Genomic DNA, 22,905 nt, shown 5'->3' with positions numbered 1-22,905 from the left:
CCTCGATGGTGTTCGGGGTGCGCCGTGGAGCGGCGCACCCCGAACAACTCTGATGGGACTGTTACTCGGCCTGGCCGGACGCGACCTCTTCTGCGGTCCAGTAGCCCGAGTCGACGAGGAGCGACTCGATGGTGTCCTTGTAGACGATGTCGCTCGTGAGCAGGTACGACGGCACGACCTTCACGCCGTTGTCGTAGGTCTCGGTGTCGTTCGCCTCCGGCTCGTCGCCGGCGAGGATCGAGCTCGCGGTCTTGATCGACTGCTCGGCCAGCTTGCGCGTGTCCTTGAAGATCGATGCGAACTGCACACCCTGGTCGATGAGCGCGACGGACGCGATCTCGGCGTCCTGTCCGGTGACCACCGGCAGGCCGTCTGCGATCGTGGCGCCGCGGCCGTCGCCCTGGAGGGCCGTGATGATGCCGCGGGAGAGGCCGTCGTACGGCGAGAGCACGCCGTCGAGCTTGGTGCCGTTGCCGTAGGACGCCGTGAGGATGTCCTCCATGCGCTTCTGCGCCGTCTCCTGCTGCCAGCGAAGGATCGCGGCCTGCTCGATCGTCGTCTGGCCGGACGGGACGTTCAGCACCTTGGAATCGATGTACGGCTGGAGGGTGTCCATCGCACCCTTCCAGAAGAAGTGCGCGTTGTTGTCATCCAGCGAGCCGGCGAACAGCTCGATGTTGAACGGGCCGGTCGCGCCGGCCTCGCTGCCGTCTGCCTTGAGGATGCCCAGTCCGACGAGCAGAGAGGTCGCCTGCTGCACGCCGACCTCGTAGTTGTCGAACGTGACGTAGAAGTCGACGTTCTCGCTGTCGCGGATGAGTCGGTCGTAGGCGATGACGGGGATGTCGGCAGCGGCGGCCGCGTCGAGCTGGCTGGAAAGGGCGGTGCCGTCGATCGCTGCGATGATCAGGAGGTCGGCGCCCTCCGTGATCATCTGGTCGATCTGCTGGCTCTGCGTCGGGATGTCGTCGGATGCGTACTGCAGGTCGACGTCGTAGCCGGCATCTTCGAGGCCGGCCTTCACCGCGTCGCCGTCAGCGATCCATCGCTCCGACGTCTGGGTCGGCATCGAGACGCCGACCGTGATGTCCTTGGTCTCGGTGCCGCCTCCGTCATTCCCGCCGGGGGCGGTGCTGGTGACACTGCACCCGGAGAGCACGAGTACGGCTGCTGCCCCGAGGGCGGCGAGTGCGCGCTTCTTCATTCGAAACTCCTTTGTCTGATCGCGCACACCACCGTGCGCGAATTCTGCGGCCGATCGGCTGGCTCGAGACGATCACCGCGATTGAACGATGCTTGAGTTCGAGACATGAAGTCAAGCTTCGTTACTGTTCTGTGATCAACCGATCGAATTGACAATCTTCGTTCGCGCTAACTTCGGCAATATTGCCAAGGGTCACAACGGATTGCATCGAGCCGCAGGCAACGCTAGGTTGGGTTCGAGAGCCGAACTCAAAGCGAGCGATCAATCCCGGGCGGTCTGAAGCAGCGTCCACAGCTCGGCTCGAGCAGGGAAGGACGACAGTTCGACGCCCAGGATCGTGCCCGCCTGGGCGATTCTGGAACGCAATGTGTGCCGGTGGACGGCCAGTGCCGTCGCGGCGGATTCGACCCTCGCATCGTGCTCCAGCCAACTTCGCAGCGAGCGCTCCAGCTCGGCCCCGGTCCGCCGGTCATGGTCGCGCAGCGGCGCCAACCGTGACTCGGCGACCAGCCGCGCCTCGTCGGTGGCCAGGGCGCTGAGGATGCTGGAGCCGACGGTGTCGGCGAAGCGGATCGCACCCTCGCCGCTCTGCTGGCGCAGTGCAGCGAGCGCCTGGGCGTGAGCGCGAGAGAAGGCATCGTACGCCTCGGGTTCGGACACTCCGAGGCGGATCCCGAACCGCAGGGCGACCTCGTCGAACAGCTCTTCGTCGACGGCTGACACGCAGATGGTGACGCCTTCGACGGATTCAGCGAGGAACGCGGCGGTTCCGTGCTCTGTGCGACGGCGTTCCCACCAGTCCGAGAGCGGTCCGACCGGGGCATCCCCGGTGACGGCGACGACCACGGGCGCGGCCGGGATGCTGCCGAGCACCCTCCTCGCCAGCGCGGGGTCGTCGGCGAGCAGGGAGTCCAGGAGCTGAGCGTGCAGCCTCCTCCGGCTGCGGGCCAGCTGTTCGCTCTGTTCCAGGGCGAGACCGGCCATGGCGATCACAGAGGTGACGACCGATCTCGCCTCCGCGTCGATGGCGTCGATCGCGAGGGCGACCACGCCGCGCAGGTGACCGCCCCGCCCGACGGTGAAGAGCATGAACGTGCGGCCGTCGATCGTCAGCGACTGGCCGGCCTCGAGACCGCGGGAGAGGATCTCCATGATCCGCATGCCCAGTTCGTCGAGGACCGCTGCGTCGACGGCGTCCCGCGGATGCGAGACGCTCAGCGCGCCCGCGGCGTCGAACATGCCGACCCAGGCGTCGAGTCGGCGTCCGAGTTCGGCGAGAGTCGCATCGAGCCCTCGGGGGCGGAGAGCCGCGAGCGCGAGCGCACGTTGCGCGTCCAGGGCCCACGATCGCCGAGCATATGCCTGCGCGGCGATCGCCTCGGAGTGCGCACGCGCGACCGCGATGAACGGCGTTCGGTACGGGACTTCGAACAGGGGCATCCCGCGCGCGGCGCAGGCCGCGACGAGCTCATCGGGGATGCCGACGCGATACACCTCGGTGCCGAAGCCGAGCCCGACCACGCCGCGATCAGCGAGTCGCCCGACGTAGGTCTCGATGGCGGCGGCATCCTCATCGGCGAATTGCGTCCCGGTCGTGAGCAGCGCGAGGTCCTCGGCGAGGAACGGGGTCGGATCCGCGAGATCCGAGCTGTGCACCCAGCGAAGAGGGCGGTCCAGCGCCGCGTCGCGGAGCGATTCGACGGGCGAGACCAGGCGCAGCCCGAGATCGCGGCGCTGGAGCAGCGTGCGCAGTGTCGGCTGTTCCACGGCGGGCATCGGGCTCCTTGACGCAGATATACGCTCTGGCGAACTCTCTGCTCAGATTGTACAGGTGGGCGAATGCGCGCGCATCGTCGGCGCACCTACGCTCGCCTGCATGGCACTTCTCGACACCGCAACCACCGCTGTTCCTGTCGGCGGACCCGAGCTCCCCCAAGAACGTCGTCTGGTCACCGAGCTTCCCGGCCCGCGTTCCGCGGCGATCCTGGCGCGCAAGGCGGACGCCGTCGCATCCGGCGTTGGCCACACCGTGCCCGTCGCAGCGGTCGCCGCCGGTGGCGGAGTGGTCGTCGATGCCGACGGCAACTCGCTGATCGACCTCGGCAGCGGCATCGCCGTCACCACGGTCGGAAACGCGCACCCGAAGATCGCCGCAGCCGTCGCCGCGCAGGCCGCGCAGTTCACGCACACCTGCTTCATGATCTCGCCGTACGAGTCGTACATCGAGGTGGCTGAGGCACTGAACCGGATCACCCCCGGCGACTTCGCGAAGAAGACCGCGCTGTTCAACTCCGGTGCCGAAGCCGTCGAGAACGCGATCAAGATCGCCCGCAAGCGCACCGGCCGTCAGGCCGTCGTGGCCTTCGATCACGGCTACCACGGCCGGACCAACCTCACGATGGCGCTCACCGCCAAGGCGATGCCGTACAAGAGCGGCTTCGGTCCGTTCGCCCCGGAGGTCTACCGTGCCTCCGCGTCGTACCCGTTCCGCGACGGTCTCACCGGTCCCGAGGCGGCGGCTCGCGCCATCCTGCAGCTGGAGAAGCAGATCGGCGCCGACAACCTCGCCGCGGTCATCATCGAGCCGATCCAGGGCGAGGGCGGCTTCATCGTGCCCGCTGAGGGCTTCCTCAACGCGATCGTCGACTGGTGCCGCGCGAACGGCGTCGTCTTCATCGCCGACGAGGTGCAGACCGGCTTCGCCCGCACGGGAGCGATGTTCGCCAGCGATATCTTCGGCATCGAGCCCGACCTCATCACGACCGCCAAGGGCATCGCCGGCGGCCTTCCGCTCGCCGCGGTCACCGGCCGCGCCGAGATCATGGACGCCTCGCACTCGGGTGGCCTCGGCGGCACCTACGGCGGCAACCCGATCGCCTGCGCGGCAGCTCTGGCCGCGATCGACGTTTTCGAGAACGACGGGATGATCGAACGGGCTCGCGAGATCGAGACGCTCCTCAAGGGCCGGCTCGCCACGATCCAGCAGAACGACCCGCGCGTCGGAGACATCCGCGGGCACGGTGCCATGATCGCGGCCGAGTTCGTCGACCCTGAGACGAACGCCCCGGATGCGGCTCTCACCGCGGCCGTCGCCAAGGCCTGCATCGCGCAGGGCGTCATCGTCCTCACCTGCGGCACCTTCGGCAACGTCATCCGCTTCCTGCCTCCGCTCTCGATCGGCGACGATCTGCTCAACGAGGGCATCGACATCGTCGCTGCGGCACTCGCCGCAGCGACACGATAGATCCGGGACGCGCACACGCGCTGACCAGCGAGACGTCCGGTCGCGACCCGGGTCGGGGGATTACGGGTCGCGACCGGCACATTCAATGAAGCCGGCACATTCAATGAAGGAGTTGCAGATGGCTGAGATCACGCGCGATGTGCTCATCGTCGGCGCCGGAGCCGCAGGGCTCACGGCGGCGAACGACCTGCGGAAGGCCGGCCTCTCGGTCGCCGTCCTCGAGGCTCGGGACCGTGTCGGCGGACGACTCTGGACCGACGTCATCGACGGCGCGATGCTGGAGATCGGCGGACAGTGGGTATCGCCCGATCAGGACGCGCTCATCGACACGGTCGGCGAGCTGGGGCTGGAGACTTTCAGCCGCTACCGCGACGGCGACAGCGTGTACGTCGGTCCGGACGGCACCGTCTCTCGCTTCACGGGAGAGATGTTCCCGGTCTCCGCCTCGACCGAGGGCGTCATCGCCGAGATCACGGACCGCCTCGATGCGATGGTCGCCGAGATCGACCCCGACCGCCCGTGGGAGCATCCGAACGCCGCGGAGTGGGACTCCGTCACCTGGGATGCGTGGCTGCGCGCGCAGACCGACGACGACGAGGCCGTCCGCAACCTCGCCTTCGCGACCGGCTCTGCGATGCTCACCAAGCCGACCCACGCGTTCTCATTGCTGCAGTCCCTGCTGATGGCGGCATCCGCCGGTTCCTACTCGAACCTCGTCGATGCGGACTTCATCCTCGACAAGCGCGTCGTCGGAGGGCTCCAGCAGGTGCCGCTCCTGCTCGCCGAGCGACTCGGGGACGACGTCATCCTGAACCAGCCGGTGCGAAGCCTGGCATGGGGCGATGACGGGGTGACCGCGACCACCGCCGACTACACGGTGAAGGCACGCTTCGCGATCCTCGCGCACGCGCCGGTGCTGTACAGCCGGATCTCTTTCGTGCCGCCGCTGCCGCGCCGCCAGCACCAGATGCACCAGCACATCTCGATGGGCTTCGTGATCAAGGTGCACGCCGTCTACGAACGGCCGTTCTGGCGTGAAGGCGGTCTCTCCGGTACGGCGTTCAGCCCGTACGAGATCTGCCACGAGGCCTACGACAACACCAACCACGGTGACGAGCGCGGCACGCTGGTCGGCTTCGTGTCGGACAACACCGCCGACGGCGTCTTCGAGTTGTCCGCCGAGGAGCGCAAGGAGCGCATCCTGGAATCCCTCTCGCATTACTACGGACCCGAAGCCAAGAACCCCGTCGTGTACTACGAGAGCGACTGGGGCAGCGAGGAGTGGACCCGCGGCGCGTACGCGGCGAGCTTCGACATGGGAGGCCTGCACCGCTACGGGGCCGACCTGCGTGCCGCTGTCGGCCCGATCCACTTCGCATGCAGCGACATGGCCGGCGCCGGATACCAGCACGTCGACGGTGCGATCCGCATGGGCCGTCTGGCGGCGTCCAGCATCCTCGCGGCCAGCCGTGAAGCCGTCGCCTCGGTCGAGGTCGGCTGATGACCGGCTCCATCGTCGTCGGCTACACGGCGACGGATGCCGGGGCCGATGCCGCCGCGCTCGGCGCGCGACTCGCCCGCAGCCTCGGTGCGACCCTCCACCTGGTGATCGTTCTCCCGACGGAGGGCACGCGCAGCGCCGGAGTGCCACCGGAGCGCGCCTATGAGGACCACATCCGCGCTCAGGGCCGGCAGTGGCTCAACGACGCCGTGATCCGGCTTCCGCAGGAGCTCACCCGCAGCGGGCACGTCCGCTTCGCGGAGTCGTTCGCCGAAGGGCTCATCGCCGCCGGCGAGGAGTTCGGGGCTCGCCTGATCGTTGTCGGAGCAGCCGGTGGCGGCCTCTTCGGCCGGCACCGCCTCGGCAGCGTCGCATCCGAACTCCTGCACTCCTCGACCATCCCGGTCGCGCTCGCCCCCGTCGGTACCGCACGGCAGGACGATCACGTCGTCCCGCGGGTCACCGTGGCCGTCGGTAAGCGGCCAGGCGCAGACGCCCTGCTCGACGAGGCCGTCGCCATCGCGGCGGACAGCGGCACCGATCTCCGGCTGGTCTCGCTCGTACCCTTCGACGTGCCGCCCGGCCTCGACACCGGCGCGATCCGCCTGGTCGGCAACGCGCATGCGCACGATGTGCTCGCCGTCGCGACCGAACTCCTCCCGGACGGCCGCACCGCCGAGATCGAAGAGGCGCCGGGTGAGAGCGTCGAAGACGCCGTCGCACACCTCTCCTGGCTTCCCGGCGAGGTCATCCTCGTCGGCTCGAGTCGGCTCGCCCAGCCGCGCCGACTCTTCCTGGGCTCCACCGCAGCGAAGATGCTGCGCGAACTGCCCGTTCCCGTGATCGTCGTCCCGCGCACCCGCGCCGAAGCAGGAGACCTCTGATGTCCAGCACAGAGCGGGCGACGGAGCCCGAATCCGGAGTGACCGGCGGGATCTCCCGCAAGGGGCTGAGCGCCGGTACGGTCGGCCTCATCGGTGCCATCGTGATCGGCATCTCCTGCATCGCCCCGGCGTACACCTTCACCGCGGCCATCGGCCCCACCGCATCCGAGGTGGGTGCGCAGATCCCGGCGATCATCCTGGTCGGCTTCATCCCGATGCTGCTCGTCGCGTTCGGGTACCGCGAACTCAACAACCGGATGCCCGATTCCGGCACGTCGTTCACCTGGGCGACGCGCGCATTCGGACCGTGGATCGGCTGGATGGCCGGATGGGGACTCGTCGTCGCCACGATCCTGGTGCTGTCGAATCTCGCCGGCGTCGCGGTCGACTTCCTGTTCCTGCTGCTGTCGCAGATCACCGGCGACGCGACCATCGCGGACCTCGCGAGCGTCACCTGGATCAACATCGGCGTCACCCTGCTGTTCATGCTCGGTGCCACCTGGATCTCCTACCGCGACATGCAGACCACGCAGAAGCTGCAGTACTGGCTGGTCGGCTTCCAGATCCTCGTCCTGGTGCTGTTCGCAGGTGCCGCGATCGTGCAGGCGGTGAGCGGGAACGGCTTCGACTTCCAGCCCTTCGACCTGAACTGGTTCAACCCGTTCGCCGTCTCGTCGTTCAGCGCGCTCGCCGCCGGCCTCTCGCTCTCGATCTTCATCTTCTGGGGCTGGGACGTCACCCTCACCATGAACGAGGAGACCAAGGACCCGGAGAAGACTCCCGGACGCGCAGCCACCCTCACCGTGATCACGATCGTCACGCTGTACCTGCTCCTCGCGGTCGCGATGATCATGTTCGCCGGCGTCGGTACGGGGGAGCTGGGGCTCGGCAACGAGGACATCCAGGAGAACGTGTTCTTCCACCTCTCCGGTCCCGTTCTCGGACCGCTCGCGTTCCTCGTCTCCCTGGCCGTGCTGACCAGTTCCGCATCGTCCCTGCAGTCGACGTTCGTCGGACCGGCTCGCACGCTCCTCGCGATGGGCCATTACGGTGCACTGCCGAAGTCGTACGCGAAGATCAGCCCGCGATTCTTCACGCCGGGCTACGCGACGATCATCTCGGCCATCGTCGCCTCCGCGTTCTACGCGGTCATGCGCGTGGTCAGCGAAGACACCCTGTGGGACACGATCCTCACCCTCGGGATGATGATCTGCTTCTACTACGGCATCACCGCGTTCGCCTGCGTCTGGTACTTCCGCAAGCAGTGGTTCGACTCGGCACGGAACTTCTTCTTCACGTTCCTGTTCCCGCTCGTCGGCGGAGTCATCCTCGGGGTGCTGTTCTTCACCACCCTGATCGACTCGATGGACCCGGCCTACGGATCCGGCTCGCAGATCGGCGGCATCGGGATCGTGTTCATCCTCGGCATGGTGATCATCGTCGCCGGCATCGCGATCATGATCTGGCAGGCCATCCGTCGTCCCGCGTTCTTCCGCGGCGAGACCCTCAGCATGGACGCGCCGCCCAGCCGTCGCCGTCGCTGACTTCCGCTTCCCTCACAGAAAGAGACTTCCATGAGCACTCAGACCGCATCCGCCGAGCAGGCGCTGCTCGAACGCGTCCCCACCGGCCTCTTCATCGGCGGCCAGTGGACGGATGGCGAGACCGGCGGAACCTTCGATGTGCAGGACCCCGCCACCGGCGCCGTCATCCGCACGATCGCCGACGCCACGCCGACCGACGGCATCCGCGCACTCGATGCCGCTGTCGCCGCACAGGACGGCTGGGCGGCGACCGCCCCCCGCACCCGCAGCGATATCCTTCGCCGCGCCTTCGACCTCGTGCAGGAGCACAAGGAAGACCTCGCGCTGCTGATGACGCTCGAGATGGGCAAGCCGCTTGCGGAGGCACGCGGCGAGGTCGGCTACGGCGGTGAGTTCCTCCGCTGGTTCAGCGAGGAAGCCGTGCGCATCAACGGCCGCTACGGGCTCAACCCGGAGGGCACCGGCCACATGGTCGTCTCGCAGCGTCCGGTCGGTCCGTCGTTCTTCGTGACGCCGTGGAACTTCCCGTTCGCGATGGCGACCCGCAAGATTGCCCCCGCGCTGGCGGCCGGCTGCACCGTGGTCATCAAGCCGCCGGCGCTCACGCCGCTGACGACGATGTTCTTCGTCTCTCTGCTCGAGAAGGCGGGCCTTCCCGCCGGTGTGGTCAACGTCGTGCAGACCTCGCGTTCGAGCGCCCTGTCGGCGCCGATCATCGCCGACCCGCGCCTGCGCAAGTTGTCGTTCACCGGTTCGACCGAGGTCGGGCGCAAGCTCATCGCGCAGGCGGCCGAGGGTGTGCTGCGCGTCTCGATGGAGCTCGGTGGCAACGCTCCGTTCGTGGTGTTCGAGGACGCCGACCTGGACAAGGCCGTCGACGGCGCGCTCGCAGCGAAGTTCCGCAACATCGGCCAGGCGTGCACCGCGGCCAACCGCTTCATCGTGCAGGCATCCGTCGCCGAGGAATTCGCGCGTCGGGTGACCGAGCGGGTGCAGGCGATGAAGATCGGTCGTGGCACCGAAGACGGCGTGTCCATCGGCCCGCTCATCGATGCGGATGCCGTGTCGAAGGCCGCGGAACTCGTCGGCGACGCCGTCGAGCGCGGCGCGACCCTGCTCGCCGGCGGCAAGGCCGTGGCCGGCGTCGGGTCGTTCTACGAGCCGACGGTGCTCACCGATGTCGTGGCCGGCAGCGCCATCCTCCGCGAAGAGATCTTCGGCCCGGTGCTCGCGATCGCCACGTTCGATTCCGAGGAGGAGGCCGTGCGCCTCGCCAACGACACCGAGTACGGTCTGGTGTCCTACGTGTTCACCGAGAACCTGCAGCGCGGACAGCGGATGATCGACAAGCTGGAGACCGGCATGATGGGGCTCAACGTGGGCGTCGTCTCGAACGCGGCTGCTCCCTTCGGCGGCGTCAAGCAGTCCGGAGTCGGCCGCGAGGGCGGCGCCGAGGGCATTCACGAGTACCTGTCCACGAAGTACACGCTGATCCCGGTCGCCTGAAAGCTCAGAGAGGACGAGAAATGACTGACTACGCCGTCATCAACCCGGCTACGGGGGAGACCCTGGCATCCTTCGACACCTTCACGGATGCGCAGATCGAGGAGGCCGTTGCGGCCGCCGACGCCGCGCACCGCGAGTGGTCACGCTCCTCGACCGTCGCCGAGCGCGCAGCGCTCGTGCGCCGGATGGCAGAGCTGCACCGCGAACGCCGGGAGGACCTCGCTGACATCTTCGTGCGCGAGATGGGCAAGCCGCGCGAGGCGGCACTCGGTGAGGTCGACTTCGCGGCCGACATCGCCGAGTACTACGCCGATCAGGCCGAGGCGATCATGGCCGACCAGCCGATCGCCATTCTCGGAGACGGCTCGGCGATCATCCGCCGCTCCTCGCTCGGACCGCTCATCGGCATCATGCCGTGGAACTTCCCGGCGTACCAGATCGTGCGTTTCGCCGCCCCGAACCTGATCGTGGGCAACACGATCCTGCTGAAGCCCGCACCGCAGTGCCCCGAGTCATCGAACGCCATCGCCGAGATCTATCGCGACGCGGGCTTCCCGGTGGGTGCGTACCAGAACGTGCTGGCCACGAACGAGCAGATCGCGACGATGATCGCCGACCCGCGGGTGCAGGGCGTCTCGCTGACCGGCTCGGAGCGCGCCGGAGCTGCCGTTGCGGAGGTCGCCGGACGCAACCTGAAGAAGGTCGCCCTGGAGCTTGGCGGCTCCGATCCTTTCATCGTGCTCTCCAGCGACGATCTGGACGCCACTGTGCAGGCCGGAGTCGATGCCCGCCTCGACAACAACGGCCAGGCATGCAACGGCGCGAAGCGCTTCATCATCGCCGACGACCTCTACGACGCATTCGTGGAGAAGTTCACGGCGGCGATGGCCGCCGCGACGCCGTCGGACCCGATGCTCGAGGACACCGTGCTCGGACCGGTCTCCTCCGAGGCCGCGGCCGCGAACCTGCAGGCCCAGATCGACCAGGCGGTCGCTCAGGGCGCCACGCTGCTCACCGGCGGCACCCGCGATGGCGCGTTCTTCGCGCCGACCGTGCTCGCCGACGTGACCCCTGCGATGAACGTGTACCACGAGGAGCTGTTCGGGCCGGCCGCGGTGGTCTATCGCGCGGCCGACGAGGACGCGGCCGTCGCGCTGGCGAACGACACCACCTTCGGCCTCGGCTCGTACGTGTTCACCACGGATGCCGCGCAGGCCGAGCGCGTCGCAGACAGGATCGAGGCGGGGATGGTCTACGTCAACCTCGTGCTCGCCGACAGCCCTGAGCTGCCGTTCGGCGGCATCAAGCGCAGCGGCACCGCTCGCGAGCTGGGCCACCTCGCCGCCGACGAGTTCGTGAACAAGAAGCTCATCCGCATCGGCTGAGCGAGTTCTCGAAGGACGGAAGGGGCGGATGCACGGCATCCGCCCCTTCCGTCCTTTCTTGGCCATGTGGGCCGGACGCTCAACTCTCGATGAGTGCCCGAACCTCGGCGGCGTCGTCGTGTCGACCGAGCCGCTCGAGCACGTCGCCGAGCTCGAGGGCCGCGACCTGACGCAGCTGTGGAGCGTCCGCGCCATGCTCAAGGGCATTGCGGTAGATCGGGACGGCATCGGCCGCCCGATCCTTCCCGGCGAGCAGCCGGGCGGCGAACAACTCGGATCCGCCGGCTGAGCCGAGATCCCCAAGCCCCGCGAACCCGTCGGCGGCGGTGAGCACGGCCGAGACGGCCTCGTCCACCCGGTCGAGTTCGGCGAGGGCTCGGCCACGCGAGTCGGTGACATCGGAGAGGAGCCAGTCGGCCTCGTGTTCCTTCGCGAGGGCGGCGACCTCGTCGAACAGCGCGAACGCTCGTTCGTCCTGCCTGGTTCCGTAGACCTGACCGAGGTCGTGCAGGACCTCGGTCAGCGCGCCGAGTGCATCGTCGGCGCGCCGCACGATCTCCGCCGCCCTCTCGAGCAGTTCGATCGCATCGTCCTGTTCGTCGAACCGCGCGAGGATCTTGGCTTGAGCCGCCAGCGACATCGCGTGATCGGCGTGCTCCTCGGCCTCGCCGAAGAGCTGGGCGGCGTAACCGTAGGCGCCGACGGCCTGTCCGAACTCGCCGGCGGCACTCAGCGACCGCGCCAGCAACGACACCGTCATTCCTCGGGAACCGGCCGGAACCTCGGCCTGCTCCTCGAGTTTCAGCACCTCCCCGAACAGCTCGGCGGCCTCTTCGGCGTCGCCGGCCTTGAGCATCGCTCGGGCGAGACGGAAATTCGCCCCGGTGACATCGCCGCCGTCCTGGCTGATGAGCCGCGACATGAGGCGGTAGCGCAATACGGCCTTCTCCGGTTCGTCCGCGTCCTCCCAGAGGGCAGCAGCGAGGAGATGGGCGCCGGCGAGCGCTTTCGTCGCACCGAGTCCGGCAAGGATCCGGCAGGCTTCGTCGGCGTCCGTCGCCCCCGCGACGAACGATCCGTTGCCCCCGTGAATGCGCGCCCGCGTTTCCATCGCGTGGGCGCGGTGGCCGTCGCTGACGTCGTCCTGGGTCGCGAGCCGATCGAGAAGTGCGGTCGCCGCGTCGGTCTCGCCCTTGTGCAGCAGCGCGGAGACGGCGAGAAGGGTGGTGGTGTTGACCAACCGGGCATCCCCGGCCTCGGCGAAGGCGCGAGCGGATTTCTCGAGGAGCTCGAGCGCGGTGTCCGGATCATCTCCTCGCAGGTGCAGCGAGGCGCGACTGAATGCCACGTCGCCACGGCTCCACGCCGGCAGAGCATCCGCCCCTTCGAGCTCGCGATCGAGGGCAGCCGCGTTCTCCGGTGTGTCCACGCCAAACGTCGCCAGGCCGAGGCGCTCCTCCAGGTCGGCTTGTGCCTCCTTGCCCGTGGCGCGCAGCAGCGCGATGCGCTCCGTGCACAGCGGCTCGGTCTCGTCGGCGCGATCAAGACCGACCAGCATCCCGATCTGCAGGGACAGCAGTTGTGCCCGTTTGCCGTCGTCTTCGATCTCGAGGGCGCGGGGCATCGCGGCCAGCGATTCCTGCTCGGCCCCGTACTGCCCGAGGTTCATCGCCCGCTCGTACCAGGCCTCGGCGTCGGCCGGAACGGCCGTGGCACTCGGCGCGACGAAGGCATCCGAGCGGATCGGCACGTCGTAACGCACGTCGCCGAGCGCGCGCATCGCGGTGAGCCGGCTCGAGTGGCCATCGGTGCCGTCGCGACGGTCGAAGTCACTGCCGATCCGTTCGGCTGCCGCCCATGCGGCCGCAGCCAGCTCTGCCGCGCTCCAGGCCCCCTCGTGAGCGCCGAAGAACGGCGTCAGCACCGATGCCTCGGCTCCGCGCACCGGTGTCTCGCCGTGGCCCGCAGCGACCACGCTGTCCAGGGCGAGCGCGAACGCCGCGAGCGCCGCGAAGTGCGCATCCACGTTGAGGCCGTCGTGAGCGAGCCAGGACAGGTGCCGCTCCACCAGCGAGAGCGCGCGCGCCTCGTTGCCGGTGACGGCGCAGAAGATGATGTTGTTCGCGACGATCTGCAGGTTGTCGCGATTGTCCTGTGCGAGGCGGTAGCTGCGCAGGTGCGCGGTCTTCGCATCGTCACCGCGTCCGGCCCGCAGATAGGGCAGGAGCACCCTGGACAGAGCGTGCTCCGGCTCCTCTCCGCAGGAGAAGCCTCCCTCGATCATCTCCTCCACGAGTCGGATCGCGTCGGCGTCGCGCTCGGTCTCGGCGAAGAATCCGGCGAACTGACTGCGCCCACAGGCATCGCAATGACTGTGCTCATCGCGGGGCGTCGCCTCCAGCTGCACGCGCAGGGCTTCGGCCTCGGACATCCGGCCGGCGTCCCACGCATCTTCGAAACGAGCGGTGAGCACGCCGCTCACGCCCAATCCCGCCTTCAGATAGTGCGCCTCCATGTCGTCCAGCACCGCGGCGATCTGTTCTTGCGAGAACGCGGGGGATGAGCGCAGCGACGCCGCCATCCACTTGAACTGCCACATCAGGTCCGCGCTGCCGTTGTCGAGATCGGCGGGGAAGCGCTGAGGGTTCGCATCGTGGCGAGCGAGGCACCAGGCGAACGAGTTCAACATCACGTCCGTCGCGCCGTTCATGTTCGCGGATGCCGTCTGACGCATCCGCGCCTCGTACTCGAGGCGGTCGTCGCCGATCTCGATGGCAAGGGTGACGGCCTCCGAGATCAGGGCCTGCTCAGCAGGCCCCCAGGGTGTGCGGTCGATCTCTTCGATCAACTGCTGGAAGCGCTTCTTCGGACGAGCCATGGTGGTCCTTTCGGATGCTGACGGCCTCAGCGGGTTCCATCGAAGGAGATCCGGTCTCCCTCGATCCCGGCGGAGAGGGATACGAGGTCGGCCAGCGCGCTGGACATCAGCGAGCGGTCGGAATCGGTGAGCGGATGGTGCCCGGCGAGGAGCGCCTGGATGTAGAGGAGTTGCAGGGTGCGCGCGAACACGGCATCGTCGCGCACGCGAACCAGGGCGCGCACGACCTGATTCGACCAGTTCAGGCACAGGCGCGCCGTGACGTCGTCATCGCGTGCCGCGGCGAGGGTGTCGTCGATGCGGTCGAGTACACCGCCCCAGAGCGAACCGGTGATGCCCTTGGTGCGGCTGCGGTCGATCGCGCGCAGCACCTCGGGGTCGGCGACGTAGAGCGCCGGCATCTCGGGTCGGTCGATCGAACGCACGATCACGGAGCAGCCGGATGCCGAAAGGACCGCCCCCGCTCGCCCTTCCAGCGCGACGGCCGCCTCGCGATCGTCGAGGGGCGGCGGGTCCAGCCGGTCCAGTTCGCCGGTGACGTCGACTTTTTCCACGGTGACCTGCGGGTAGAGATCCGGCAGCATCCGCATCAGGTCGGCGTCGTACAGGTAGCCGCCGTTGACGAGCACTTCCGAGCCGGGTGAGATGCCGGCGACCTGCCGGAATTCGTCGACCGTCTGCGCGTAGCGGATGTGCGGATAGCGTTCGACGAGGTCGCCGATCTGCATCGTTCCGTGTGTGGTCTCGACGCTCAGCCATCGAGTGATGAACCGGGCGAGCTCGTGATCGTGGCGCACCAGCGACTTCAGGCCGACCTCATGCACGGCCACGAACTGGGCGAGACGGTGCGGTTCACGCAGTCCGAGTTCGAGAACCCAGCGGCGGATGCCGGCGCCCAGCTGCTCGCGCACCCGTTCGAGCGCCGCGTCTTCGACGAGCGCCTCTCGGCTGGCCGTCGGGGCAAGGCCGGTGGAGTCGATCGCCGCGCGGACGAAGAACGCCCAGTCGGGGAGCACGTCCTCGACGCGTTCGGAGAGCAGCATACGGCCGAGGTACATTCTCGTCGCCTGCCGTGCACCGGGCGGCGGCGCGAACGGCAGGACGTACGCGAGGCCCCTGGTACCGGTGGCCTGCTCTGTCAGCTCGATGACATCGAGGGGGATGGCGCCGAGCAGATCGCGGCCGTACTGCACCGCGGCATCCGGGTCGGTCGCCGCATCGAGGAACGGGGCAGCGCGGGTGATGTCGACATCGCCCGCGCGAGTGTCGACGGTGATGCGCACAGGGAGGAACTCGCCGAAGGTCGTCGCCAGCTCATGCACAGCCGCCGGTCGCAGCAGCTCGTCCGCATCGAAACGAGGAACGAGATGCACGCTGGTGCCGATCGGAAGGTCGTCGTCGATCTCGGTGACCCGGAATGTGCCGTCGGCGGACCCGGTCCATTCCACAGCCGGTCCGCCACGGGCGCTGCGGGAGCGGATCACGATGGTGTCGGCCACCATGAAGCAGCTGAGCAGGCCGATGCCGAACTGGCCGAGGTAATCGCTGCGAGGAAGGTCGAAGATGTCGCGCTTGGAGCTGCGCCCGACGGTCGCGAGCAGGTCGGCGACTTCGGCGGCGGTGAGGCCGATGCCGTCATCGCGCAGAACGAACTCTCCGGAGGCCTCGGTGAGGGGCGTGATCCGGATTCGACCGCCGCCGCCGTCGATCTCGTTCCGGGCGGTGATGGCATCTCTGGCGTTCTGCAGAAGCTCACGCAGGTAGACGCGAGGACTCGAGTAGATATGCCTGCTGAGCAGGTCGACGACCCCACGCAGATCGACCTGGAACTGCTGCACATCCGCACCCACGTGTCCACCCTCCCACTGCATTCGCTCGCTGAGCCTAACAACATTGTCGTGAGGCGGAACGAGCGCCCCGGTTCGAGACCGGCGTGCGGATGCCGTATGCTTGAACCGCAGTTGTTGTCTGCATTCTTCCGCCGTGCCTGGGATCTCCGGATCGCAGTTCTGGCGGCGGGGCGCAGGCTCCCGAGACTTCCGGGTCTCTAGGGCGGTAGCTCAATTGGCAGAGCAGCGGTCTCCAAAACCGCAGGTTGCAGGTTCGATTCCTGTCCGCCCTGCGCGTCAGCGCAACGCTGGCACACGAAAGGTACATTCAGGATGGATCAGGACGAACCGCGCGGCGAGGTCGTCGCGGCCGGCGCCACCCGTGAGAAGAAGCAGAACGCCTTCGGGAGGTTCTTCGGCGGGATCGCCCTCTTCATCCGTCAGGTCATCTCCGAGCTGCGCAAGGTCGTCACCCCGACCCGCAAGGAGCTGTTCAAGTTCACCGCAGTGGTGCTCGTCTTCGTTCTCATCGTCATGGGAATCGTGTACGGCTTGGACAACCTGTTCGCCTGGGTCACGCACTGGGTGTTCGGAATCCCTGGCTGATGACACCCCGCGGCTCGCGCCGCAGTGATTGGAAAGAAACAACGTGTCTGAACGATATTCCGACGACGCCGACTGGGCGACAGCCGCAGAGCAGTCCAGCGAAGAGGATGAGGCCCAGGAGGGCAACGTCCTCGCCGCAGAGGAGCTCGCAGTCACCTCGGCAGAGCACGTCGCCCTGCACATCGAGGGTGAAGACGACGAAGACGACATCGATGATGACATCGAAATTGACGAAGACCCGGAGGCGGACGCGATCGTGAACGACGCTCTCAACCTGGACGAAGCGGCTGAAACTGAAGCTGCCGCTGAGGTCCTCAATGATTCTGTGGCCGAAGAGGCCGCCGACCTCGAGGCCGCCGCGGCGGACGAGGTCGCACCGTACGACGGCCCCGACGTGAACGGCGACGAGGATGCTCCGGCATCCGACGACGAAGAAGACGAAGACGACGCGGAGGCCGATCCGTACGAGACGTTCCGCGCCGACCTGCGGATGCTGCCGGGCAAGTGGTACGTCATCCACTCGTACGCCGGCTTCGAGCGCAAGGTCAAGGCGAACATCGAGCAGCGCAAGTCGACGCTCGAGGTCGAGGACGAGATCTACCAGATCGAGGTCCCGATGGAGGACGTCGTCGAGATCAAGAACGGCCAGCGCAAGATGGTCACTCGCGTGCGCATCCCCGGCTATGTGCTGGTGCGCATGGAGCTCACCGAAGACACCTGGTCCGTCGTTCGCCACACGCCCGGTGTCACCGGCTTCGTCGGCAACGCGCACAACCCGACGCCGCTGCGCTTCGAAGAAGCCTTCAACATGCTGAAGTCGCTCGTCGAGGTCAAGGACATCCCGACGGCGAAGAACATCGCCTCCAAGGGTGGACTCGCCGTCGCTCGTCCGCTGCCGGCCGAGGTCGACTTCGAGGTCGGCGAGACCATCACGATCAAGGAAGGCTCCTTCGCGGGTCTTCCGGGTTCGATCAGCGAGATCAAGCCGGAGAGCGGCAAGCTCATCGTGCTCGTCTCCCTGTTCGAGCGCGAGACTCCGGTCGAGCTGTCGTTCGACCAGGTCACCAAGATGAACTGAGAGTCTTCTCGTCAAGAACGGCCGTCCCTTTCGGGGCGGCCGTTCTTGCGTTCCGGCTCAGCCTGCGTGCTGCGCAGCCCAGTGCGGGCTCTGGATGAGTCCGATGAGGTTGCCGAACGGGTCGGTGACGGATGCTGACCACCAGCCCTCTCCGCGCTGCGTCACCGGGTCGAAAGCCAGGGCGCCGAGCTCGATGAGTCGATCGAAGGTGGAGCGAACGTCGTCGACGTGCACGCTCATCAGTGCGCCTCCCGGCTGGGCGAGCGCGGGGCGGAAGCGGGCATCCATCAGCGCGAATTCGTCGTCGTCGTCGCCGAAGCGCCATTCGGCGTACTGCACCGGTCCTTCTTCCGGCCGGACGAAGTAGGGCGCGGAGTCGAAGACGGTCGCGTACCAGGCGACCGCTGCGGACATGTCATCGGCGACCAGGTTGAGATTTGCGAGACCACGGAACATGAGATTCTCCTTCTGAATCGGTTGTTTCTTCTATGCTCGTAGCTGAAGTGATCATCAATTGATCACTTCAGAAAAGAGGTTGAGAGATTCGCGCCGACCGTCTCATCCAGGCCCTGCTGCTGCTCCAGGGGCGTCCCCAGATCACGGCGGCCGAGCTGGCGGCAGAGCTCGAAGTGTCGGTGCCGACGGCGCGACGAGACCTGGAAGCCCTGGCGATGTCGGGTGTTCCGATCTATCCGACACGAGGCAGGGGAGGAGGATGGCGCCTGATCGGCGGAGCGCGCACCGATCTCACCGGACTCACGCAAGGTGAGGTCACGTCGCTGCTCATCGGTCTCACCCAGAGCGACACGGCGAGTCCCGAGCGCATCGCGGCCATGCGAAAGCTCGTGCGTGCGATGCCGGAACCGTTCCGCGCCGGAGCGCAACGTGTCGCGGCAGCGACCGTGCGAGATGCGCCGTGGGGTGTCACCGAGAACGATGCGGCACCGCCGGTGGTCGCCGAGTTGCAACGTGCCATCGCGGACGATCGTCGGGTGCAGCTGGAGTATCGCGGCGCTGCTTCCATAGAGGTCGTCCCTCTGATGATCGGCAGTCGCGGGGTGCGGTGGTATCTGATCGCAGCTCCGGTCGTCGAGGGGGCAGATGTCGCGGACGAGAGCCGCGTGCGGACGTACCGCGCGGATCGGATCGAGGGGTCGCGCGTGCTGTCCGAACGGGGCATCGCTCCAGCGGGCTTCGATCGGCCGCGTGTGTGGGCCGAGATGGTCGAGCGGGTCGAAGGCTTTCGTGGAGCGGTACGCGCGGTGGTGAGGGTGGAACCCTGGGCGGTGCGGGCACTCTGCGACCGGTTCGGTGTGCAGGCGCAATTGCTGGACGATCCTCCGGACCGGGACGGGCGGGTGCGGGTCGAGGTGCAGGCGCACAGAGTGGATGCCCTGGCGGAGCAGCTCGCGGGGTGGACCAGCGCCGCGGAGGTCGTCGAGCCTGCCGAGGTGAGGACTGCGCTCCGCGAACTCGGCGAACGGATCGCCGCCCTGTACCGCGGGGAGGCCGCCGAATCGCGGGAGCGTCGTTGATCGGGTAGACTTACGTGGTTTGTGTGCCGCTTCGGCGTGCGCGCGGACGACCGCAGTCCGGAACCGCCGGATTCGCGGGAGAAACGGATGCTCCGCATCCGATTCGATGAAAGGGAAGAGAATGGCACCGAAGAAGAAGGTGACCGGCCTGATCAAGCTTCAGATCAACGCCGGTGCAGCCAACCCGGCGCCGCCGATCGGGCCCGCGCTCGGTCAGCATGGCGTCAACATCATGGAGTTCTGCAAGGCGTACAACGCCGCGACCGAGTCGCAGCGCGGCAACGTCATCCCCGTGGAGATCACCGTCTACGAGGACCGCAGCTTCACGTTCGTCCTGAAGACCCCGCCCGCTGCGGAGCTCATCAAGAAGGCCGCCGGCGTCCCCAAGGGATCGGCGACCCCGCACACCGTCAAGGTGGCGAAGATCACCAAGGAGCAGGTCCGTCAGATCGCCGAGACCAAGCAGGCTGACCTGAACGCGAACGACATCGAGGCCGCCTCGAAGATCATCGCCGGCACAGCCCGTTCCATGGGCATCACGGTCGAGGGCTGAGGAGAATAATCATGGCTACCAAGTCCAAGGCTTACAAGGCTGCCGCCGAGAAGATCGAGGCAGACCGTTTCTACACTCCCGCTGAGGCCGTCGCCCTGGCGAAGGAGACCGGCTCCGCGAAGTTCGACTCGACCGTCGAGGTCGCGCTGAAGCTCGCTGTCGACCCCCGCAAGGCAGACCAGATGGTGCGCGGCACCGTCATCCTGCCCCACGGAACCGGCAAGACCGCCCGCGTCATCGTTTTCGCCACCGGCCCCGCGGCCGAGGCAGCGATCGCCGCTGGTGCGGATGAGGTCGGCGGCGCCGAGCTCATCCAGCGCGTCGCTGATGGCTGGACCAACTTCGATGCAGCGGTCTCCACCCCGGAGCTCATGGGCCAGGTCGGTCGCCTCGGAAAGGTGCTGGGTCCGCGTGGCCTGATGCCGAACCCGAAGACCGGCACCGTGACCCCGAACCCGGCCAAGGCCGTCGAGGAGATCAAGGGCGGAAAGATCGAGTTCCGCGTCGACAAGCACGCCAACGTGCACTTCGTCGTGGGCAAGGCATCCTTCACCACCGAGCAGCTGAACGAGAACATCGACGCAGCGCTCGAGGAGATCGTCCGCCTCAAGCCGTCGAGCTCCAAGGGCCGCTACATCCAGAAGGGTGCGGTGTCGACCACGTTCGGCCCCGGCATCCCGCTGGACGTCAACGCCATCTGAGTCTGACTCACAGAAATGCCCCCGCTTCGGCGGGGGCATTTCCGCGTCCGGGCGCGTCTCGGCCGCAATCCGACGTCATCCGATATCGTGTCTCAGCTGTGCGCGCGTACGCTGAGTGAGTTCCACCCGACCTCCGCGCCCCACAGCATCAGCGCGAACCGCACCCCAGGAGGGTCCCGCCCATGTCCCGTCGTCTCATCGCCGTCACCGCCCTCGTCCTCACCGCCGCCGCGCTCACGGCCTGCAGCGGCGCGACCGCACCCGAGAAGACCGGCGCGTCCGATGACAGCGGCTCGGCATCCGACTTCGGCCTCGTCGCCGACGGCACCCTCACGGTCGCGACCGAGGGCACCTACCGCCCGTTCAGCTTCCACGCAGACGGAGGCACGGGCGACCTGACCGGCTACGACGTCGAGATCATCGAGGCGGTCGCCGAAAAGCTCGACCTCGAGGTCACGTTCCAGGAGACGCAGTGGGATGCGATCTTCGCAGGCCTCGACGCCGGGCGCTTCGACGTCATCGCGAACCAGGTGACCATCAACGACGAGCGCGAGGCGGAGTACCTCTTCAGCACGCCGTACACCGTTTCGCCGGGCGTGATCGTCGTCGCCGAGGATGACGACTCGATCACGTCCTTCGACGACCTCAAGGGCAAGAAGACCGCGCAGTCGCTCACGAGCAACTGGAACGAACTCGCCACCGAGTCCGGCGCCACCGTCGAGCCCGTCGAAGGGTGGGCTCAGGCTGTCACCCTCCTCAAGCAGGGGCGCGTCGACGCCACCATCAACGACAAGCTCACCTTCCTCGACTACGAGACGACCGACGGTCCCACCGGACTGAAGATCGCCGCCGAGACCGAGGAAGCCGGTCAGCAGGCGTTCGTGTTCACGAACGACAAGCAGGCCCTCGTCGACGCCGTGGATGCCGCGCTCGAGGAGCTGCGCGCCGACGGCACCCTGGCCGAGATCAGCGACAAGTACTTCGGCGCCGACGTCACCGAGTAGCCTGTGGAGCCCTGGGAGCTGTTCCTCACGTCGATCGGGCCGATCGCCCTCGCGGGGCTGGTCGGGACCATCCCGCTGGCGTTGAGCTCGTTCGCGCTGGGCCTGGTGATCGCGCTCGGGATCGCGCTGATGCGCATCTCGACGCGCTCGGTCGTCTCGGGGTTCGCACGCGTCTACATCTCGATCATTCGCGGCACGCCGCTGCTCGTGCAGCTGTTCGTGATCTTCTACGGCTTGCCCTCGATCGGGGTCACCATCGACCCCTGGCCGTGCGCGATCATCGCCTTCTCGTTGAATGTGGGCGGCTACGCGGCCGAGGTGATCAGGGCATCGATCCTCTCGGTTCCCCAGGGGCAGTGGGAGGCGGCATACACGGTCGGGATGGGGCGCACCCGCACGCTGACGCGAGTCATCCTGCCGCAGGCGGCGCGGGTATCGGTGCCGCCGCTGTCGAACACGTTCATCTCTCTGGTGAAGGACACCTCGCTCGCATCGCTGATCCTGGTGACCGAGCTGTTCAAGGTGTCGCAGCAGATCGCGGCGTCGACCTACCAGTTCATGGTGATCTATCTGACGGCCGCGCTCGTGTACTGGGTGTTCTGCCTGGTGCTGTCGACGGGTCAGAGCGCTCTGGAGAAGAGATTGGACAGCCGTGTCGCGAATTGAACCAGCCGAGGCGCTGCTCACGGCCCGCGGCTTGCACAAGAGTTTCGGTGACAACGAGGTGCTGCGCGGCATCGACCTCACGCTGCATCGCGGAGAGGTCGTGGTCCTCATCGGACCCAGCGGCTCGGGAAAGACCACGGTGCTGCGTTCGCTGAACGGGCTCGAACGGCCGGATGCGGGCACCATCGCCGTGCACGACGGCCCCGACATCGACTTCGCCTCGCGCCCGGATGCGAAGCAGCGCTTCGCACTGCGAGACCGCTCCGCGATGGTGTTCCAGCACCACAACTTGTTCCCGCACCTCACCGTGCTGGAGAACGTGATCGAAGGCCCGTGGCGGGTGCACGGTCGCCCGAAGGACGAGGTCGTCGCCGAGGCGCAGGCACTGCTCGCTCGCGTCGGCCTGGCCGACAAGGAGAACGCACGGCCGCATCAGCTCTCCGGCGGTCAGCAGCAGCGGGTCGGCATCGTCCGTGCGCTCGCGCTCAAGCCTGACCTGCTGCTCTTCGATGAGCCGACCAGTGCCCTCGACCCCGAACTCGTCGGCGAAGTGCTCCTCGTCATCAAGGAGCTCGCCGATGAGGGCTGGACGATGGCGGTCGTCACGCACGAACTGAGCTTCGCCAGGGAGGCGGCCGACCACGTGCTGTTCCTGGATGCCGGAGTCGTCGTCGAGGAGGGGCCGCCGGAGAAGCTCTTCAGCGCTCCGCAGCACGAGCGTACCCAGCGGTTCCTCACCCGGATCATGCGTCCACTCGACGGCGCGTGACCTCGCCTCGCGCCGAGC

The 22,905-nt window shown here is 67.5% G+C and carries 19 protein-coding genes and 1 tRNA gene; 15 read left to right on the top strand and 5 right to left on the bottom strand.

What is annotated here, in order from left to right:
• Positions 1 to 61: 61 nt before the first annotated feature.
• Together chvE and MRBLWH12_RS09480 are read right to left on the bottom strand one after the other, a co-directional pair.
• Complete coding sequence (chvE, locus tag MRBLWH12_RS09485; RefSeq protein WP_363548451.1) at positions 62 to 1,204, bottom strand: multiple monosaccharide ABC transporter substrate-binding protein; 1,143 nt, start codon at positions 1,202 to 1,204, stop codon at positions 62 to 64.
• 261 nt (positions 1,205 to 1,465) lie between these two features.
• A complete protein-coding gene (locus MRBLWH12_RS09480) occupies positions 1,466 to 2,980 on the bottom strand; it encodes a PucR family transcriptional regulator (protein WP_341973805.1) in 1,515 nt (504 codons plus the stop codon).
• A 100-nt stretch (positions 2,981 to 3,080) separates the two neighbouring features.
• On the opposite strand from MRBLWH12_RS09480, the gene gabT reads away from it, so the two are divergent.
• The 6 genes from gabT to MRBLWH12_RS09450 all read left to right on the top strand — a co-directional run bounded on the left by gabT (position 3,081) and on the right by MRBLWH12_RS09450 (position 11,268).
• On the top strand, positions 3,081 to 4,448 hold the full coding sequence (gene gabT / locus MRBLWH12_RS09475) for a 4-aminobutyrate--2-oxoglutarate transaminase (RefSeq protein ID WP_363548449.1): 1,368 nt from the start codon (positions 3,081 to 3,083) through the stop codon (positions 4,446 to 4,448).
• A 118-nt stretch (positions 4,449 to 4,566) separates the two neighbouring features.
• Positions 4,567 to 5,949 (top strand): flavin monoamine oxidase family protein, encoded by a 1,383-nt coding sequence (locus tag MRBLWH12_RS09470; RefSeq protein ID WP_363548447.1) that lies wholly within the window; start codon positions 4,567 to 4,569, stop codon positions 5,947 to 5,949.
• A complete protein-coding gene (locus MRBLWH12_RS09465; RefSeq protein ID WP_341973808.1) occupies positions 5,949 to 6,833 on the top strand; it encodes a universal stress protein in 885 nt (294 codons plus the stop codon). The genes MRBLWH12_RS09470 and MRBLWH12_RS09465 overlap by 1 nt, the downstream gene beginning before the upstream one ends.
• Entirely contained in the window at positions 6,833 to 8,377 is a 1,545-nt protein-coding gene (locus tag MRBLWH12_RS09460) for an APC family permease (RefSeq protein WP_363548445.1), read from the top strand. The genes MRBLWH12_RS09465 and MRBLWH12_RS09460 overlap by 1 nt, the downstream gene beginning before the upstream one ends.
• Before the next feature lie 30 nt (positions 8,378 to 8,407).
• Positions 8,408 to 9,883, top strand: coding sequence for an NAD-dependent succinate-semialdehyde dehydrogenase (locus MRBLWH12_RS09455; RefSeq protein ID WP_341973810.1), 1,476 nt, complete (start codon positions 8,408 to 8,410; stop codon positions 9,881 to 9,883).
• A 20-nt stretch (positions 9,884 to 9,903) separates the two neighbouring features.
• Entirely contained in the window at positions 9,904 to 11,268 is a 1,365-nt protein-coding gene (locus MRBLWH12_RS09450; RefSeq protein WP_363548443.1) for an NAD-dependent succinate-semialdehyde dehydrogenase, read from the top strand.
• A 79-nt stretch (positions 11,269 to 11,347) separates the two neighbouring features.
• On the opposite strand, the gene MRBLWH12_RS09445 is transcribed toward MRBLWH12_RS09450, so the two are convergent.
• Positions 11,348 to 14,146, bottom strand: a complete 2,799-nt coding sequence (locus MRBLWH12_RS09445; protein ID WP_363548441.1) for a tetratricopeptide repeat protein — start codon at positions 14,144 to 14,146, stop codon at positions 11,348 to 11,350.
• A 26-nt stretch (positions 14,147 to 14,172) separates the two neighbouring features.
• Complete coding sequence (locus MRBLWH12_RS09440; RefSeq protein ID WP_363548439.1) at positions 14,173 to 16,017, bottom strand: HSP90 family protein; 1,845 nt, start codon at positions 16,015 to 16,017, stop codon at positions 14,173 to 14,175.
• Positions 16,018 to 16,195: 178 nt separating this feature from the next.
• On the opposite strand from MRBLWH12_RS09440, the gene MRBLWH12_RS09435 reads away from it, so the two are divergent.
• The 3 genes from MRBLWH12_RS09435 to nusG all read left to right on the top strand — a co-directional run bounded on the left by MRBLWH12_RS09435 (position 16,196) and on the right by nusG (position 17,659).
• Positions 16,196 to 16,268, top strand: a tRNA-Trp gene (locus MRBLWH12_RS09435).
• A gap of 40 nt (positions 16,269 to 16,308) precedes the next feature.
• Positions 16,309 to 16,581, top strand: coding sequence for a preprotein translocase subunit SecE (gene secE, locus MRBLWH12_RS09430; RefSeq protein WP_341973814.1), 273 nt, complete (start codon positions 16,309 to 16,311; stop codon positions 16,579 to 16,581).
• A gap of 43 nt (positions 16,582 to 16,624) precedes the next feature.
• Positions 16,625 to 17,659, top strand: coding sequence for a transcription termination/antitermination protein NusG (gene nusG, locus MRBLWH12_RS09425; RefSeq protein ID WP_363548437.1), 1,035 nt, complete (start codon positions 16,625 to 16,627; stop codon positions 17,657 to 17,659).
• 57 nt (positions 17,660 to 17,716) lie between these two features.
• Here nusG and MRBLWH12_RS09420 read toward each other — a convergent pair whose 3' ends face one another.
• On the bottom strand, positions 17,717 to 18,115 hold the full coding sequence (locus MRBLWH12_RS09420) for a VOC family protein (RefSeq protein ID WP_363548435.1): 399 nt from the start codon (positions 18,113 to 18,115) through the stop codon (positions 17,717 to 17,719).
• An 86-nt stretch (positions 18,116 to 18,201) separates the two neighbouring features.
• On the opposite strand from MRBLWH12_RS09420, the gene MRBLWH12_RS09415 reads away from it, so the two are divergent.
• The 6 genes from MRBLWH12_RS09415 to MRBLWH12_RS09390 all read left to right on the top strand — a co-directional run bounded on the left by MRBLWH12_RS09415 (position 18,202) and on the right by MRBLWH12_RS09390 (position 22,887).
• Positions 18,202 to 19,194: a helix-turn-helix transcriptional regulator gene (locus MRBLWH12_RS09415; RefSeq protein WP_363551338.1), complete on the top strand. Its 993-nt coding sequence runs from the start codon at positions 18,202 to 18,204 to the stop codon at positions 19,192 to 19,194.
• A 121-nt stretch (positions 19,195 to 19,315) separates the two neighbouring features.
• A complete protein-coding gene (gene rplK, locus MRBLWH12_RS09410) occupies positions 19,316 to 19,747 on the top strand; it encodes a 50S ribosomal protein L11 (RefSeq protein ID WP_102191716.1) in 432 nt (143 codons plus the stop codon).
• Positions 19,748 to 19,758: 11 nt separating this feature from the next.
• Positions 19,759 to 20,448 carry a 50S ribosomal protein L1 gene (gene rplA / locus MRBLWH12_RS09405; RefSeq protein ID WP_341973817.1) on the top strand — a complete coding sequence of 230 codons (690 nt, stop codon included), beginning with the start codon at positions 19,759 to 19,761 and terminating at the stop codon, positions 20,446 to 20,448.
• 182 nt (positions 20,449 to 20,630) lie between these two features.
• Positions 20,631 to 21,452 (top strand): amino acid ABC transporter substrate-binding protein, encoded by an 822-nt coding sequence (locus MRBLWH12_RS09400; protein WP_363548433.1) that lies wholly within the window; start codon positions 20,631 to 20,633, stop codon positions 21,450 to 21,452.
• Between the two features lie 3 nt (positions 21,453 to 21,455).
• The gene (locus MRBLWH12_RS09395; protein ID WP_363548431.1) at positions 21,456 to 22,118 is read left to right on the top strand and encodes an amino acid ABC transporter permease; all 663 of its coding nucleotides are present in this window, start codon (positions 21,456 to 21,458) and stop codon (positions 22,116 to 22,118) included.
• Positions 22,105 to 22,887: an amino acid ABC transporter ATP-binding protein gene (locus MRBLWH12_RS09390; RefSeq protein WP_341973820.1), complete on the top strand. Its 783-nt coding sequence runs from the start codon at positions 22,105 to 22,107 to the stop codon at positions 22,885 to 22,887. Before MRBLWH12_RS09395 ends, MRBLWH12_RS09390 begins: the two co-directional genes overlap by 14 nt.
• Positions 22,888 to 22,905 lie beyond the last annotated feature (18 nt).

Origin of the sequence: Microbacterium sp. LWH12-1.2 (assembly GCF_040675825.1) — a bacterium.
Classification (GTDB): domain Bacteria; phylum Actinomycetota; class Actinomycetes; order Actinomycetales; family Microbacteriaceae; genus Microbacterium.
The sequence above is the reverse complement of the archived record's forward strand: the minus strand, read 5'-3'. Positions and strand labels throughout refer to the sequence as shown.